The organism is Microcystis sp. M109S1 (genome assembly GCF_020247025.1).
Taxonomy (GTDB): domain Bacteria; phylum Cyanobacteriota; class Cyanobacteriia; order Cyanobacteriales; family Microcystaceae; genus Microcystis.
On sequence record NZ_JADBRW010000073.1, the window covers coordinates 1 to 12,157 of the forward strand.

A 12,157-nucleotide genomic window follows, 5' to 3' on the forward strand; every position below is an offset into this window, starting at 1 on the left:
GGTATAAAATTCCTTTAACCCTAAGTCAATTCCTGTTATTTGTCCCGTTGGTTTATGGTATTCTTGCCGTTCTACGTCAATCAAAAACTGACAATAATAACCATCGGCACGTCTAACAACTCTTACCCCTTTAATCTGTTGCTCTGAATAATAAACTAAGGTTTTTTGACTACACCATAAATCAAATTCTCCTGCTTTAAAGCCATCGGTAAATCTGATTTTACGTCGATGATCAGATAGTTTGTAACCTGTTAGTTTATACTCAACCGAACGGCTATGCTTTTTGAACCGAGGAAAACCCTTTTTCCCAAGTATCTTAGCATGACAATTCTGGTAAAACCGATTAATTGATTGCCAGGCTCTATCAGCAGCCGATTGACGTGCTTGTGAGTTTAATTTATTAACATAAGGGGTCTCTTTATTGTTAGCTAGTACCGCACAAAGTTTTTGGAGAACATTGCGGGTTGTCCGTTGATTGGACCGCCAATAACGAACACAATAGTTACGCACAAACTGAGAAGTTTTGATAGCTTCATCAAGCTGGTGATATTGCTCTGGTGTTCCGTTTTTTAGCTTTGCTTCTACGACTAGCATCTAACAATCCTCGACCATTGGCTAAATTAAATATAACACAGTTTACCCACAGATGATGGAATTAAACCGATGCTACGCGGTTGATATTCTGGTCGGATTTCATCCCCCGCAAAGGTGAGTATCTTGTCGAAAAATGTAGCGGGGGTATTCATCCGACATTTTAGGTAAATTCCGAATTATCTCGAAGATGGATTGAGGTTTAAATGTGACTTAGATCACATACAATCGGGGTTTCTTTTCGCTAACTTAATTAGCAGGGTACGCTGCCTAAATTTTTAGTAATCTGGGCATAGTCCGCAAGCTTGGCCGGGTAAGCCAAGGGGAATTTTCCCAAACTTGCCAAGCTAAAATCGATCAACTCGATCAGTACAATGACCCAAAATAGGGGCATCCTCAGAAGGGAGCATCTACTATCTAATCACAATTGACCCCTTTATGGTCATAGCCCTAAAATCCATCCGCTCACTGATTTAGGAGGGCTGAATCAAATAACCATGGCTAGTCTAAACACTGGACAAAGACAAACAAGAGACGAAGAACAGCTACTATACGATTATTGGCTCGACCGCGCCAGGACCGATTCCCCCGAGCAATTAATCGAGGATTTTTGTCGTCTGTTTATCGAAGGTGGGGGCTATCAAGAAGCTCCTATTTATTTAGCCCTAGAGCGTCTTGTCAAGGCTAAGGATGCCGAAATTCGTTTTTATCATTTCTTTAACCGCTGCTGTCATATTTTAGTGAATCGATGGCAAACGCAGCCCGCCCATCAGCCAGCAGTTCCCGAATTGGTATCGCTACTGGAAAATTTGCCCTCCCCACCCCCTGGACATTACAGCATCCCCAACAATTTGCGCCATCTGGTCAAAAATTTTACCCTCTCGGATGACTACGTTAGGCTGCAGCGTCTGACGAGAATTATTAGCGGCAAATACAGCGAAAAAACCGCCGCTTCCCTGGGAACCCTGATTAATCGTTATCCCTACCTCTATGATTACTATTTACTCGGTGATGACAGTCCCCGAGAACAGCGACAAACCGTTAGACGTATTAAGGTGAAAACCGAGAGCCGTTTCGAGGTAAATCTCTCTCGTTATGTCACCTATCAGGTACGTTTGGCACAGGTTGCTCATAGCCCAAAAATCAGGGAAGAAGCGGGGAGAATGATTCAACCAGTGGAAAATCCCACCCTGCTCAATGATAAGGAGCTAAATCGCACCCTCAAGTATTATCTGGGGACGGTAGCAGGAAATTATACTTATAAGTATCTTTCGCAAAATTTTCTGGCGAATACAGTTTATACCCGTACCTATAAAGATTTTAAAAATGATCTCTACGATTATCTAATTACCTCCTTAGACTACGGCAAGGGGCAATTTCACCAAAAACTCGACGATATCCTGCAAAATACTCTACCCCACTGCGATCAACAAAAACCGAGTGAATTTCTCATGCTGCGTACTTCTAGCCAACTGTTAAATTATCTGGTGGTGGAAAGCGGCCAAAAACCCGATCATTACATTTTTATGGATATGATCACCAATATGGGGGTAACTCGGACTGTGGGGTTATTGCTCAAGTTGATTTTGATCTGTCCCCAGGCAAAACCCCACTTAGATAAACGTTTTTCGATTCTATTTAACCACTACGAGAGTTATTCTCGCGAGCGGGTGCCTTGGTTGGTTAAATCCCTAGAAAATCTGCAAGTAGCTTTTAGTATTCATTTCGGTCAAGCTGATTTGTCCTGTCTCCGTCAAATCCAGTGATGGGAAGTGGGGAAGTGGGAAGTAGGAAGTGGGAAATGGGGAGATGGGGTGTGGGGTGTGGGGTGTGGGGTGTGGGGTGTGGGGTGTGGGGAGAATAAATAAAATAATCTCCTATCTCCTGACTCCTATCTCCTGACTCCTATCTCCTATCTCCTATCTCCTATCTCCTATCTCCTGACTCCTGACTCCTGAATCCTGAATCCTGAATCCTGAATCCGTCAAATCGATTAAAAAGTTAAGTAATCTCAACTTCTAGCCAATGCTGACCCGGAGCTAGGGGATAATTAAACCATCGTCATTTAGGCTGCGTTTATCCGTGAAAATTATCGTTATCGGCAGTGGTGGTCGAGAACACGCCTTGGCTTGGAAACTGCTGCAATCGCCCGAAGTAGAACAAGTGTTCTGTATTCCAGGTAATGGGGGAACGGCAATTTTACCTCAATGTGAAAATATCCCCATAGCAATGGAGGATTTTGCCGAAATTAGCCGCTTTGCCCGAGAAAATTGCGTCGATCTGGTGGTTGTCGGGCCAGAATATCCCCTCTCCCTCGGCATTACCGATCATCTTCTCGGCCAAGAAATTGCCGTTTTTGGCCCCACACAAACCGGGGCCTTAATTGAATCGAGCAAATCCTGGGCAAAAGAATTAATGAGCGAAGCAGCAGTTATCACCGCCGTCTCAGAAACCTTTACGGATGCAGAATTAGCAAAAACTTATATCCGAGAGCAAGGAGCGCCAATTGTGGTGAAAGCTGACGGATTAGCCGCAGGAAAAGGGGTAATTGTCGCCGAAACCGTAGATACGGCCCTAGAAGCGATCGATGATCTTTTTACCAGTGGCTTTACTAAAGTCGTGGTGGAAGAATTCCTAGAGGGAGAAGAAGTGTCTATCCTCACCCTCACCGATGGGATCAGCTTTCGTTCCCTGCTACCCGCCCAAGATCACAAGCGCATCGGTGAAGGCGATACCGGCAAAAATACCGGCGGTATGGGAGTTTATGCCCCCGCACCCATAGCCACCACCGCTATTATAGAAGCGGTGGATCGGGACATCCTCGCCCCTATCGTCGCCACCCTACAAAAACGCGGCATTGACTATCGGGGAGTCCTCTACGCCGGTTTAATGATTTCCCCCGCCGGAGAGCCAAAAGTTCTCGAATTTAACTGTCGTTTTGGCGATCCCGAAACCCAAGCGGTTTTACCCCTACTGGAAACTCCCCTGGCACCGCTGCTGCTGGCTTGCGCTCAACAAAAATTAACTCATTTCCCCTCTTTACAATGGCGATCCGGTAGTGCCGTTTGTGTGGTGGCCGCGTCTGCCGGTTATCCCGACCACTACGAAAAAGGCCGGTTGATCACTGGAATTAAGGCCGCTGAAACCGCAGGGGCGATCGTTTTCCACGCCGGCACGGTTTTAAAACACGGCGATATCTTCACCGATGGCGGCCGCGTCTTGGGTGTCACGGCTATGGGAGCTAATTTTAATCAGGCGATCGAACTTGCCTATCAATCGGTGAAAAGGATACACTTTGAGGGCATCTATTATCGTCGTGATATCGGCCACCGGGTAAGGGAAAAATAAGGGTCAGTATTTAGGCAGGGGTAAGGGGGAATAGTTAGGGGTTTTGAGGATTAATTTATTAGCCAATTTCCCTTTTTTTCCGAATCTCTCACCGCTAATCCTCACCTGATGCCAAACCTCTTTCTAGGGCAATCCCTGACAAAAGCGCATCTGATTTGTCAAAAAACCAGTAACTATTGATAAAATCATGAAACTGAATCGCCCAACCAAATTGCCATCCCTATGCGAATTTTGCTCTATTCTTATAACTATTACCCCGAACCGATCGGCATCGCTCCCCTGATGACAGAATTAGCGGAAGGATTGGTTAAAAGAGGTCATCAAGTCAGGGTTTTAACCGCTTTTCCTTGGTATCCTAATAGTGAAATCGATCCCGAATACCGAGGAAAAATCTATCTAGAAGAAGAACGAAATGGTGTTAAAATTCAACGTTCCTACGTCTGGGCGCGTCCCCAAAGAAGTTTAAAAAATCGAATTTTCTTTGAATTGAGCTTTGTTTTTTTGAGTTTCTTTCAGGCTCTTAAAGGTGAAAAACCCGATCTAATTTTCTTAACTGTACCCGGATTACCCGTTTGCGTTCCCGCCGCTTTATTGAGTAAATTATATGGCGTGCCAATTATTCTAAACTTACAGGACATTTTGCCCGATGCGGCAGTTCATGTGGGATTATTAACTAATGAGAAAATGATTAAGGTTTTTAGTAGTCTCGAAAAATTTGCCTACCGAACTGCCAGCAAAATCTCAGTTATTGCCGATGGGTTTACCAAAAATCTCCTAACTAAAAATGTGCCGAGTCAGAAAATTATTGAAATTCCTAATTGGGTGGATGTAAGCTTTATTAAACCTCTGCCGAAAAACAATAATTATTTTCGCCAAGAAAATCATCTTGAGGGCAAATTTGTGGTTTTATATTCTGGCAATATTGCCCTAACCCAACCCCTAGAAACCCTGATCGATGCTGCAGTTTATTTAGTTGACATCCCTGAGATTAAAGTGGTAATTGTTGGTAAAAAAGAAGCACTCGATCGCCTAGAAAAGTATCGCCAACAACAGGGGGCCAGTAATGTGCTTTTATTACCCTTTCAAACCCGGGAAAAATTACCAGAAATGTTAGCAGCTGCCGATGTGGGTATGGTGATGCAAAAACATAACGTTATTTCCTTTAATATGCCGTCCAAAATTCAGGTATTATTAGCTAGTGGCCGTGCTATCATTGCTTCTGTTCCCGCCGATGGAACCGCCGCTAGGGCGATCGAGCGTAGTGGTGGTGGTTTGGTGGTTACTCCTGAAGATCCAGAGGCATTAGCTACGGCTATTTTAAGGCTATATAAAAACCCAGATTTAGCAACTATACTAGGAGAAAAGGGACGACAATACGCGGAGGAAAATTATGCCTTTGAAAAGACTTTGGATCAATACGAAAAGCTTTTTTCTCAAGTAGTTAGTTAATAATTAGGGTATAGGGATTAGGGATAGGGAAATGGGGGAATAGGGAAATGGGGGGATAGGGTAATTTCAACTAAAACCCTAAAACCCTAAAACCCTAAAACCCTAAAACCCCAACACCTATTACCCAACCCCCATCACCCCATCACCTAACCCCTAACTCCCACTTAACTATTTTCATGTTCGATAATTTCTCAAAAAAACTCCCCTGGCAAAGTCTCAAACAAGCGATCGCTTTTGTCTTAACAATTATTGCCTTAACCCCAGTAGTTACAGCTTTAATTTCTAGTGTTAATCAGCCCCAAATCCAATCGAATATTCAACTATATCAAACCGATCTCAATCTACAAGCCACGACTCTAAGCAGCGATGCTGACCCTAATAGCGAGGAATTTGCTAATCTTAAATTAATTCAAACTTCCCTGATCGGTGAAGCTCCTTATACCACTGCCGAGGAACAGTATTTATCAGCCCAGAAAAGTGCCAAAAAAACAATCACCGAACTAGAAAAATCAGCAGTTAATCCCGAACAAAAAAAATCTCTTGAGCGCGACATCAATTCCTTAAAAGATTTAGAGCTAAAATTAAGTCTCATTCAAGCTAGTCAAGGTGACTTGGATTCAGCACGGCAAATCTGGCAAGACATCAAGGAAAAATCAGAATTTGAGAACTATAAACCTGCTGTTTTACAAAATGCGCTGCTGTTAGAGGGATTGTACGGTGAACCCCCCCAAATTGCTGCCGATGCTGAAGCGAGAATCGAGCGCAATTTTCAAGGATGGTTTCGTTATACCATTCTGGAAAAATTATATAGTCTCGAAAATCGTCAAGAGGATTTACTCGCTTTAGAGGAAGAACAGAGTGAAGTGGCGGCTAATGGGTTAATTAAACTAATTTTACTGGCTTTCTTGCCTCTTATCGGCGGTTTAATCGGTGTTGTGCTGTTGATCTTTTTATTAGTGCAGTGGCTTCTCCGCCAACAGCGATCGCTGCTCTTTTTAGATGATAGTCTCGCTTGGCAAACTAAGTGGGGAGGAGAAACCCTCTGGTGGGGAATAATTATCGGTTTCTTTTTCGTCGGACAAATTGTTTTACCGGTAATTTTCGGGATTTTATCGAGTTTCTTGAGTCTCAATCCCGAACAATTTAACCTAGAAGCTAAAGCAATATACGTTGTAGTTAGTTATTTAGCCTTAACAGTGAGCAGTTTATCGGTTTTATACCTAGCGATCAAGCCTTTTCGCCCTTTACCTCCCGATTGGTTTCGTTTTAACCTCTTTAGTCCTTGGTTTCTCTGGGGATTAGCCGGCTATTTTGTCGCTTTACCCCTGGTTATTATCGTTTCTTTGCTTAATCAACTAATTTGGCAAGGACAAGGGGGCAGTAACCCGCTGCTGACTTTAGCTCTAGAATCCCAGAATACCTTCGCTTTACTCTGTTTTGCCTTTACTGCTTCCCTTGCCGCTCCTTTTTTCGAGGAAATTGTCTTTCGCGGCTTTTTACTAGCTTCTTTGACTCGTTATCTACCCGTCTGGGGTGCGATCGCTCTTAGTAGTTTGATTTTCGCCCTTGCTCACCAAAATTTGTCAGAAGTGCTGCCTTTAACCGTACTAGGTTGTGTTCTTGGCTTTGTTTACACCCGCTCGAAAAATTTATTATCCTCGATGTTGGTTCATAGTCTCTGGAATGGTGGCACCCTGTTAAGTTTATTTTTATTAGGCAGCGGTGCCGGTTAGGTGAGGTAAAAAGTCTCTGGTTTTAGGGAACGCCAGAACAGCAGCTGGTAGTCTAGAGATAACTAATCTTTCTCTGTCATCCCTTGCACTTAATTAGATAACCACATCGTTGCTCACCTTGATTGATCCAGTGAGTCCGTTCGATCGTACAATCGGGCAGCAGCAGCGCAAACATTTCTAATTCATGGCCACAGATACTGGGATAGGAACCAGCCACCTCAGCAATAGCGCAATGATGCTCGGCCAGGACATAACTATTTTCTGCTTCCAGTGCCACTAATTCTGCCATATAACCCTCCTCTTGGCGAATTTCCAGCAATTTTCTCATTCTTTCCCCTAAAGACCCCTTGCCGAGGCGCAATTGATATTCTGCCGCTTTGCGTTGCCACTGTTTTTTGAGAATTTCCCCCACCTGTTGCTCTCCCACCGTCTCCACGAGAGTATTGAGGAAAGAAACGGCGAAATTATCGTAATTATGGGGAAAACGGCCACGACCTTGACGACTGAGACGATAAATGTGCTGAGGCCGTCCTATCTTATTTTGTACCGCAAAATATTCTATCAGTCCTTCCCCCTCCAAATCCTTAAGATGGCGGCGCGTCGCTTGCGGACTAATACTTAACTCCTCAGCCAAGTCTTGGGCGGTAGATTGACCGTTTTTGAGCAAATATTGCAGAATATCGTCTTTAGTCGAGGCGGGTTGAGTCGTGGTCATGATACCAAAAACAGAGGCTTTAGCGTACAATTGCTGAGAGTCAAGGAGCGGCCAATTACCCCTACAGAGTAACTTGAATAACAGAGGTTTACCAGAATCCTCTGAAATTTTCCGTGACTTTGACAACAGCTTTGTTGTTAATCTATTATATAATCAATTTAAACAACAAGAAAGTTGTTTAACTGCCTCCCCTGCCTACCGCGTAGAGAGAACACCAACCCCCATGAGTGCAACCACCGTTAAAAACCTCGTTAACCAACCCTACAAGTACGGTTTCGTCACCGATATCGAATCGGAAACCATCCCCCGCGGTTTGAATGAGGAGATTATTCGCCTAATTTCGGCGAAAAAGAAGGAACCGGAATTCATGCTCGATTTTCGTCTCCGGGCCTACCATCAATGGCAAAAGATGACCGAACCCAGTTGGCCGCACGTTTCCTATCCTGCCATTGATTATCAAAATATTATCTACTACTCTGCACCCAAACAGAAAAAAGCAAAACTCAACAGTCTTGAAGAAGTTGACCCCACTTTAATCGAAACCTTTGAAAAATTAGGCATTCCCCTTTCGGAACAAAAACGCCTTTCTAACGTGGCTGTAGATGCTATCTTTGATAGCGTTTCTATCGCCACAACTTTTAAAGAAAAACTAGCAGAACAGGGGGTTATTTTCTGTTCTATCTCGGAAGCTTTACAGGAACATCCCGACTTAGTGCAGAAATATCTCGGTACTGTGGTTCCCGTGGGTGATAATTATTTTGCCGCTCTTAATTCGGCCGTTTTTAGCGATGGTTCCTTTGTTTTTATACCCAAAGGTGTCGTCTGTCCTATGGAATTGTCCACCTATTTTCGGATTAATAACGGTGAGACGGGACAATTTGAAAGAACTTTAATTGTCGCTGAAGAAGGGGCATCGGTAAGTTATTTAGAAGGTTGCACCGCTCCGATGTACGATAGTAATCAACTTCATGCCGCCGTCGTGGAATTAGTCGCCCTCGATAACGCAGATATTAAATATTCGACTGTACAAAATTGGTACGCTGGCGATGCCAATGGTAAGGGAGGTATATACAATTTCGTCACTAAACGGGGTCTGTGTAAAGGAGTTAATTCTAAGATTTCTTGGACACAAGTAGAAACTGGTTCGGCAATTACTTGGAAGTATCCCAGTTGTGTCTTAGTCGGCGATAATTCCGTCGGGGAATTCTACTCAATTGCCCTAACTAATAACAAACAACAGGCCGATACAGGTACGAAAATGATTCACATTGGCCGCAACACCAAGAGTACCATTATTTCTAAGGGAATTTCTGCGGGTAACTCCCAAAATAGTTATCGCGGGTTAGTGAAAATGGGACCGAAAGCCAAGGGAGCAAGAAATTACTCCCAGTGTGATTCTATGCTGATTGGAGATAATGCCGAAGCTAACACCTTTCCCTATATTCAGGTGGATAACAACAGTGCTAAAGTAGAACACGAAGCTTCTACTTCTAAAATCGGTGAAGACCAATTATTCTACTTCGCACAACGGGGCATTTCCGAAGAAGATGCTGTCTCTATGTTAGTCAGTGGTTTCTGTAAGGATGTCCTCAGTAAATTACCGATGGAATTCGCCGCCGAAGCTGATAAACTCCTAAGTCTCAAGCTCGAAGGAACCGTCGGTTAATCAGTAAAGTAGGGTGGGTTAGGCGATAGCCGTAACCCACCAAAAGCTAAGACAATTTATCCATCAATTGATGACTCGCCGTCAACCAAAAAACTAATATTTTTGTTCTAGAAAAACATCTCATGAGTGAAGTAATTTTATCAGTAAAAAATCTGACCGCTAGTATTGATGGAAACCAGATTCTTAAAGGAGTTAACCTCGAAATTAAAGCGGGTGAAACCCACGCAATTATGGGACGCAATGGCTCAGGAAAAAGTACCTTTTCCAAAGTAATCGCTGGACATCCCGATTATGAAGTAACTGGGGGAGAAATAATTTATAAAGGCGAAAACCTTTTAGAAAAAGAACCCGATGAACGAGCGCTTATGGGTATCTTTCTCGCTTTCCAATATCCCCTAGAAATCCCCGGCGTTAGTAACCTCGATTTTCTTCGCGTTGCCTATAATGCCCGACAAAAATATCTAGGCTTGGAAGAATTAGATAGTTTTGACTTTGAGGAATTAGTCGAGAAAAAACTAGAAGTTGTCCAGATGAATCCTAGCTTTCTTGGCAGAAGTTTAAACGAAGGTTTCTCCGGTGGTGAGAAAAAACGTAATGAAATCCTACAAATGGCCTTATTAGAACCTACTTTAGGAATTCTCGATGAAATTGACTCCGGTTTAGACATCGATGCTTTGCGAATTGTTGCCCAGGGAGTCAATCAATTAGCTACTCCCGATAACGCTTTTTTACTTATCACTCACTATCAGCGTCTGCTCAACTACATTGAACCCGATGTTATTCATGTTATGTACGATGGGCGCATTGTCACCAGTGGCGGTAAAGAATTAGCCCTCGAATTAGAAAGAACTGGCTACGATTTCCTCGACGAACAATTATTAGCCGTTAAGTAATCTAGCTATCAGTTATCAGTTATCAGTTATCAGTAGTCAGTTTTGAGTATTAAGTGAGCGGTATGTATTAAGTGAGCATCATCAAATGGCAGTTTCCTGCTGTCTGGCTCTTCTCGACTTTGTGGGATAATTTTTGCTTATGGAATCGTGAAATGCTTACTAGGCAACACTTTTAGGACTATTTTGTGGAAAAAACTATCAGTATAGACCTCGTTTCCACACAGAAACCAGAAGAGCCTTATCAGTTATCAGTTATCAGGAGTCAGTATTCAGGAGTCAGTATTCAGGAGTCGGGAGATAGGGTGATAGGGATTTAGGGGTTTAGGGAAATTTCAGCCAAATGCTCCACTACCCCACTACCCCACTACCCCACTACCCCACTACCCTACACCCCACACCCCACACCCCAACCTCCACCCCTTCCTACCAATGACAGCCATAATCACGAAACCTGAACAATCAGGAGAATTATTGTTAAAATTGTCCCGAGAAACGGTTCCCACTATCGATAACGGTAAAATTCTCGAATTAAGAGAATCGGGAGCCAGTAAAGCTCAAGAATTAGCCATCCCGGGCAAAAAAGACGAAGAATGGCAATTCACCGATTTAAGTCAACTATGGGCGATCGATTTTCGCGTCCCCCAAACCGTTACAATCGATAAAAATGCCCTCGCTGCCTTTTTGCTACCCGAAGCCAAAAACAGCCACCTAGTCTTCGTTAACGGCATTTATCAGCCCGAATTGTCCGATATCACCGCTTTACCCGCCGGTGTCAGCGTCAGCAATCTCGCCAATGCACAAAAAGATGTTCTTGTCAACTATCTAGGGAAAGAAAAAACACCCGAATTTTTTACCGCACTCAACCAAGCTGGCCTAAGGGATGTGGCAGTAATTCACGTCACCGCTAATACCGTCGTCACAACCCCGATACATCTCTTATTTATCACCGTTGTGGAGGAAATTCCCCGCTTTTATCAGCCCCATAGCCTAATCGTGGCTGAAACGGGAGCTAGTATCAATATTATTGAGAATTACGGGGCTTTAGCCGAACATTGCTCCGATTTACCTCTAAATTACGCTTATTTTACCAACGCTGTCACGGAAATTTACCTCGAAGCCAACGCCGAAGTCATCCATACCAGAGTACAAAGGGAATCAGGAGATGGTTTTCACATCGGACGCACGATAATTGAACAAGGGCGCGATAGCCGTTACACTCTCAACGAGATAAATCTGGGCGCTAAACTCTGCCGTCATAACCTCGATATCCTGCAAAAAGGAGAACAAACCGAGACAAATCTGCACGGATTAGCCATGATTACCGGACAACAAACCGCCGATACCCACAGCGCCATCTATCTCAACCATCCCCACGGCATCACCAAGCAACTGCATAAATGTATCGTTGATGGTAGCGCTCACGCTATCTTTAATGGTAAAGTGTTTGTTCCCAAGCCCGCCCAATTAACCAACGCCTCCCAGTTAAATCGGAATTTGTTAATTTCTAACAAGGCACGAGTCAACACCAAACCCGAATTACAAATTACCGCCGATAACGTCAAATGTTCCCACGGGGCAACCGTTAGCCAACTGGAAGCCGATGATTTATTCTATCTGCAAAGCCGGGGCTTAAGCGCCGACACCGCCCGCAGTTTGTTAATTGATGCTTTCTCGGCCGAGATTTTAGCTAAAATTCCTCTAGAATCCCTCCGCCAAAGATTGGGGCAATGCGTCGCCTGTCGCACTGTGGAATAACTCTACC

General features: G+C 43.8%; 10 protein-coding genes. 7 read left to right on the plus strand and 3 right to left on the minus strand.

The features are described 5' to 3' along the window. Both IM322_RS03455 and IM322_RS03460 read right to left on the minus strand, forming a co-directional pair. On the minus strand, positions 1-594 hold a 594-nt coding region (locus IM322_RS03455), incomplete at its 3' end, for an RNA-guided endonuclease InsQ/TnpB family protein (RefSeq protein ID WP_287713103.1). Between the two features lie 26 nt (positions 595-620). Beyond that, complete coding sequence (locus tag IM322_RS03460; RefSeq protein ID WP_256378253.1) at positions 621-746, minus strand: hypothetical protein; 126 nt, start codon at positions 744-746, stop codon at positions 621-623. Between the two features lie 342 nt (positions 747-1,088). On the opposite strand from IM322_RS03460, the gene IM322_RS03465 reads away from it, so the two are divergent. The 4 genes from IM322_RS03465 to IM322_RS03480 all read left to right on the plus strand — a co-directional run bounded on the left by IM322_RS03465 (position 1,089) and on the right by IM322_RS03480 (position 7,121). Further along, positions 1,089-2,357, plus strand: a complete 1,269-nt coding sequence (locus tag IM322_RS03465; RefSeq protein ID WP_287676256.1) for a Sll1247 family protein — start codon at positions 1,089-1,091, stop codon at positions 2,355-2,357. Between the two features lie 316 nt (positions 2,358-2,673). Next, positions 2,674-3,939, plus strand: coding sequence for a phosphoribosylamine--glycine ligase (purD, locus tag IM322_RS03470; protein WP_287676255.1), 1,266 nt, complete (start codon positions 2,674-2,676; stop codon positions 3,937-3,939). A 222-nt stretch (positions 3,940-4,161) separates the two neighbouring features. Next, positions 4,162-5,388: a glycosyltransferase family 4 protein gene (locus tag IM322_RS03475; protein ID WP_287078552.1), complete on the plus strand. Its 1,227-nt coding sequence runs from the start codon at positions 4,162-4,164 to the stop codon at positions 5,386-5,388. Between the two features lie 176 nt (positions 5,389-5,564). After that, entirely contained in the window at positions 5,565-7,121 is a 1,557-nt protein-coding gene (locus tag IM322_RS03480; RefSeq protein ID WP_287676252.1) for a CPBP family intramembrane glutamic endopeptidase, read from the plus strand. A 76-nt stretch (positions 7,122-7,197) separates the two neighbouring features. Here IM322_RS03480 and sufR read toward each other — a convergent pair whose 3' ends face one another. Further along, positions 7,198-7,836: an iron-sulfur cluster biosynthesis transcriptional regulator SufR gene (sufR, locus tag IM322_RS03485; protein ID WP_002789066.1), complete on the minus strand. Its 639-nt coding sequence runs from the start codon at positions 7,834-7,836 to the stop codon at positions 7,198-7,200. Positions 7,837-8,059: 223 nt separating this feature from the next. On the opposite strand from sufR, the gene sufB reads away from it, so the two are divergent. From sufB to sufD, 3 genes are all read left to right on the plus strand, one after another. Beyond that, positions 8,060-9,502, plus strand: a complete 1,443-nt coding sequence (sufB, locus tag IM322_RS03490) for a Fe-S cluster assembly protein SufB (protein ID WP_287676251.1) — start codon at positions 8,060-8,062, stop codon at positions 9,500-9,502. Positions 9,503-9,624: 122 nt separating this feature from the next. Further along, positions 9,625-10,395: a Fe-S cluster assembly ATPase SufC gene (gene sufC / locus IM322_RS03495; protein ID WP_287676250.1), complete on the plus strand. Its 771-nt coding sequence runs from the start codon at positions 9,625-9,627 to the stop codon at positions 10,393-10,395. Between the two features lie 429 nt (positions 10,396-10,824). After that, positions 10,825-12,150: a Fe-S cluster assembly protein SufD gene (gene sufD, locus IM322_RS03500; RefSeq protein ID WP_287676249.1), complete on the plus strand. Its 1,326-nt coding sequence runs from the start codon at positions 10,825-10,827 to the stop codon at positions 12,148-12,150. The last annotated feature ends 7 nt before the right edge of the window (positions 12,151-12,157 follow it).

What these genes read in the sequence shown, in the direction of transcription:
- IM322_RS03460 (WP_256378253.1), bottom strand. Translation starts at nt 746, where the DNA reads ATGAATACCCCCGCTACATTTTTCGACAAGATACTCACCTTTGCGGGG.
- IM322_RS03465 (WP_287676256.1), top strand. Translation starts at nt 1,089, where the DNA reads ATGGCTAGTCTAAACACTGGACAAAGACAAACAAGAGACGAAGAACAG.
- IM322_RS03475 (WP_287078552.1), top strand. Translation starts at nt 4,162, where the DNA reads ATGCGAATTTTGCTCTATTCTTATAACTATTACCCCGAACCGATCGGC.
- IM322_RS03480 (WP_287676252.1), top strand. Translation starts at nt 5,565, where the DNA reads ATGTTCGATAATTTCTCAAAAAAACTCCCCTGGCAAAGTCTCAAACAA.
- sufR (WP_002789066.1), bottom strand. Translation starts at nt 7,836, where the DNA reads ATGACCACGACTCAACCCGCCTCGACTAAAGACGATATTCTGCAATAT.
- sufB (WP_287676251.1), top strand. Translation starts at nt 8,060, where the DNA reads ATGAGTGCAACCACCGTTAAAAACCTCGTTAACCAACCCTACAAGTAC.
- sufC (WP_287676250.1), top strand. Translation starts at nt 9,625, where the DNA reads ATGAGTGAAGTAATTTTATCAGTAAAAAATCTGACCGCTAGTATTGAT.
- sufD (WP_287676249.1), top strand. Translation starts at nt 10,825, where the DNA reads ATGACAGCCATAATCACGAAACCTGAACAATCAGGAGAATTATTGTTA.